This is a genomic window from Streptomyces fuscigenes (assembly GCF_021556455.1).
In the GTDB taxonomy this organism is placed as follows: Bacteria; Actinomycetota; Actinomycetes; order Streptomycetales; family Streptomycetaceae; genus Streptomyces; species Streptomyces fuscigenes.
The window spans coordinates 1-3,256 of record NZ_JAKGCV010000546.1; the positions used below are offsets into that span (position 1 = coordinate 1).

2 protein-coding genes are annotated in these 3,256 nt (G+C 72.9%); one reads left to right on the top strand and one right to left on the bottom strand.

Features of this window, described 5'->3' with window-relative positions:
* Positions 1-20: 20 nt before the first annotated feature.
* A complete protein-coding gene (locus L1885_RS26015; RefSeq protein WP_235799610.1) occupies positions 21-548 on the bottom strand; it encodes a DUF1203 domain-containing protein in 528 nt (175 codons plus the stop codon).
* Between the two features lie 115 nt (positions 549-663).
* Here L1885_RS26015 and pepN point away from each other — a divergent pair, with 115 nt between their 5' ends.
* Complete coding sequence (gene pepN, locus L1885_RS26020; protein ID WP_235799611.1) at positions 664-3,255, top strand: aminopeptidase N; 2,592 nt, start codon at positions 664-666, stop codon at positions 3,253-3,255.
* The last annotated feature ends 1 nt before the right edge of the window (position 3,256 follow it).

A 3,256-nucleotide genomic window follows, 5' to 3' on the forward strand; every position in this document is an offset into this window, starting at 1 on the left:
CGGCGCCGGTGCACGCGGGCTCAGGGCCGGTGGGCCGCGGGCGGCCCGGGGCGCCGGACCTCGAACTGGAAGCAGCCGAACTCGACGGCCCGCACGTGGACGAGCGCGACGCCGGGGTCGGCGAACGCCTCGTCCAGGGCCGCGTCGATGCCGCCGTCCGCGTCGGCCGTGACCTCCAGGAGCCGGCCGCCGTCGATGTGCCCGCGGGCGTCGTAGCGCCGCAGGGTGCGCAGCGCCCCGGGACGGGCGAACGGGTAGCCGCCGCCACGGCGCTCGCCGGGGCCCCCGCACTCGCCGGGGTGGACGAAGACGGGACCCTGCTCGTCGTACGCGCCGGGCCGGGCGCCCGTGCGCGCCGCCCACCGGCGCAGCGGGGCGTACGTGACGAGCGCGACGGTCTCGCCCGGGATGCTCGGGCGCAGGCAGCAGCGCAGCGGCGCGCCTCCCTCGTCGTCGGTGAAGGGGGCCGGAACGGACCCGGCGTCGTCGGTGACGCGGAGCTCCGCGAGGGCGGCCGGCGGGATGGCCAGGGGTGTGTGCTGGGTCATGATCCGATCCTGGCCGCGCCGCACGGGAGGTACCGGCGGATATCCGACGTCGCGGTGTCGGGGGCGCGTGGAAGGATGGCCCGCGTACAGCGACACACAACGAGGAGATGACCCGGTGCCTGGTACGAACCTGACCCGCGACGAGGCCCAGCAGCGGGCTCGGCTGCTCCGCGTGGACCGTTACGAGATCGACCTCGACATCGACGGCGCCCCGGACGGGAGCGAGACCTTCGCGTCGGTCACGACGGTGCGCTTCGACAGCGCCGAGGACGGCGTCGAGACCTTCATCGACCTGGTCGCGCCCGCGGTGCGCTCGGTCGTGCTGAACGGCACGGCGCTCGACGTCGACGCGGTGTTCAAGGACTCCCGCATCGCGCTGCCCGGCCTGCGCGCCGGAGCCAACGAGCTGACTGTGGTCGCGGACTGCGCGTACACGAACACGGGTGAGGGCCTGCACCGCTTCACGGACCCCGTGGACCAGCAGACCTACCTCTACACGCAGTTCGAGGTGGCCGACTCGCGGCGGGTGTTCGCCGTGTTCGAGCAGCCCGATCTCAAGGCGGTGTTCCGCTTCGCCGTGAAGGCGCCGGCCGGCTGGGCCGTGGTCTCCAACTCCCCGACGCCGGAGGCGGACGGGGAGGGCGTGCGCCGGTTCGAGGACACGCCGCGGATCTCGTCGTACATCACGGCCCTGATCGCCGGCCCGTACCACGCCGTGCACAGCACCTACGAGAAGGACGGGCAGAGCGTCCCCCTCGGCATCTACTGCCGCCCGTCGCTCGCGGAGTTCCTGGACGCCGACGCGATCTTCGACGTGACCCGGCAGGGCTTCGACTGGTTCCAGGAGAAGTTCGACCACGCGTACCCGTTCGCCAAGTACGACCAGCTGTTCGTGCCGGAGTTCAACGCGGGCGCCATGGAGAACGCGGGCGCGGTCACGATCCGCGACCAGTACGTGTTCCGCTCGAAGGTGACGGACGCCGCCTACGAGGGGCGCGCCGAGACCATCCTGCACGAGCTGGCGCACATGTGGTTCGGCGACCTGGTCACCATGGAGTGGTGGAACGACCTGTGGCTGAACGAGTCGTTCGCCACCTACACGTCCATCGCCTGCCAGGCCGCGGCGCCGGGTTCGCGCTGGCCCCAGTCGTGGACGAGCTTCGCCAACTCCATGAAGACGTGGGCGTACCGGCAGGACCAGCTGCCCTCGACGCACCCGATCATGGCGGACATCCGCGACCTGGACGACGTGCTCGTCAACTTCGACGGCATCACGTACGCGAAGGGCGCCTCGGTGCTCAAGCAGCTCGTGGCGTACGTCGGCGAGGACGAGTTCTTCCGGGGCGTGCAGGCGTACTTCAAGGAGCACGCCTTCGGCAACACCCGCCTGGCGGACCTGCTGGGCGCGCTGGAGAAGACCTCGGGCCGCGACCTGAAGACCTGGTCGAAGGCGTGGCTGGAGACGGCCGGGATCAACGTCCTGCGCCCGGAGATCGAGACCACAACGAGCGCCGACGGCACCGAGGTCGTCACGTCGTTCGCGGTGCTCCAGGAGGCCCCGGCCCTGCCCGAGGGCGCCAAGGGCACGCCGGTCCTGCGGCCGCACCGGATCGCGGTGGGCTTCTACGACTTCGACGGCGAGGGCAAGCTCGTGCGGCGCGAGCGCGTCGAGCTGGACGTGGACGGCGAGCGCACCGAGGTCGAGCTGCCCGAGGGCACCGTCCGGCCGGCGGTCGTGCTGCTCAACGACGACGACCTGTCCTACGCGAAGGTGCGCCTGGACGAGCAGTCGCTGAAGACCGTCACCGAGCACCTCGGGGACTTCGCCGAGTCGCTGCCGCGCGCGCTGTGCTGGGCGTCGGCCTGGGACATGACGCGCGACGGCGAGCTGGCCACACGCGACTACCTGACGCTCGTCCTCTCCGGGATCTCCAAGGAGAGCGACATCGGTGTCGTGCAGTCGCTGCACCGGCAGGCGAAGCTGGCGCTGGACCAGTACGCGGCGCCGGCGTGGCGCGAGGCGGGCCTGTCGCAGTGGACGGACGCGACGCACGCGCACCTGCGCGCGGCGGCGCCCGGCAGCGACCACCAGCTGGCCTGGGCGCGGGCGTTCGCCGCGACGGCCCGCACGCCGCAGCAGCTGCACCTGCTGCAGGGCCTGCTCGACGGCCGGGAGAGCATCGAGGGCCTCGCGGTCGACACGGAGCTGCGCTGGGCGTTCGTGCAGCGCCTCGCCGCGACGGGCGACTTCGACGAGGAGGAGATCGCCGCCGAGTACGAGCGGGACCGCACGGCCGCCGGCGAGCGGCACGCGGCGGCGGCCCGCTCCGCGCGGCCGATCGCGGCCGCGAAGGCGGAGGCCTGGGCGTCGGTCGTCGAGGACGACAAGCTGCCCAACGCCGTGCAGGAGGCCGTGATCGGCGGCTTCGTCCAGACCGACCAGCGCGAACTGCTCGCCCCGTACACGGAGAAGTACTTCGCGGCGGTCGCGGGGGTCTGGGAGTCCCGCTCGCACGAGATGGCGCAGCAGGTCGCGATCGGACTGTACCCGGCGCTCCAGGTCTCCGAGGAGACCCTGGCGGCGACGGACGCGTGGCTCGCCTCGGCGGGCCCGAACGCGGCGCTGCGCCGCCTGATGTCGGAGTCGCGCGCCGGCGTCGCGCGCGCCCTGCGTGCCCGCGCCGCCGACGAGGCGGCCGGCGCGTAGG

Excerpts from the sequence above, each read along its gene's own strand:
- L1885_RS26015 (WP_235799610.1), bottom strand. The coding sequence starts at position 548 with ATGACCCAGCACACACCCCTGGCCATCCCGCCGGCCGCCCTCGCGGAG.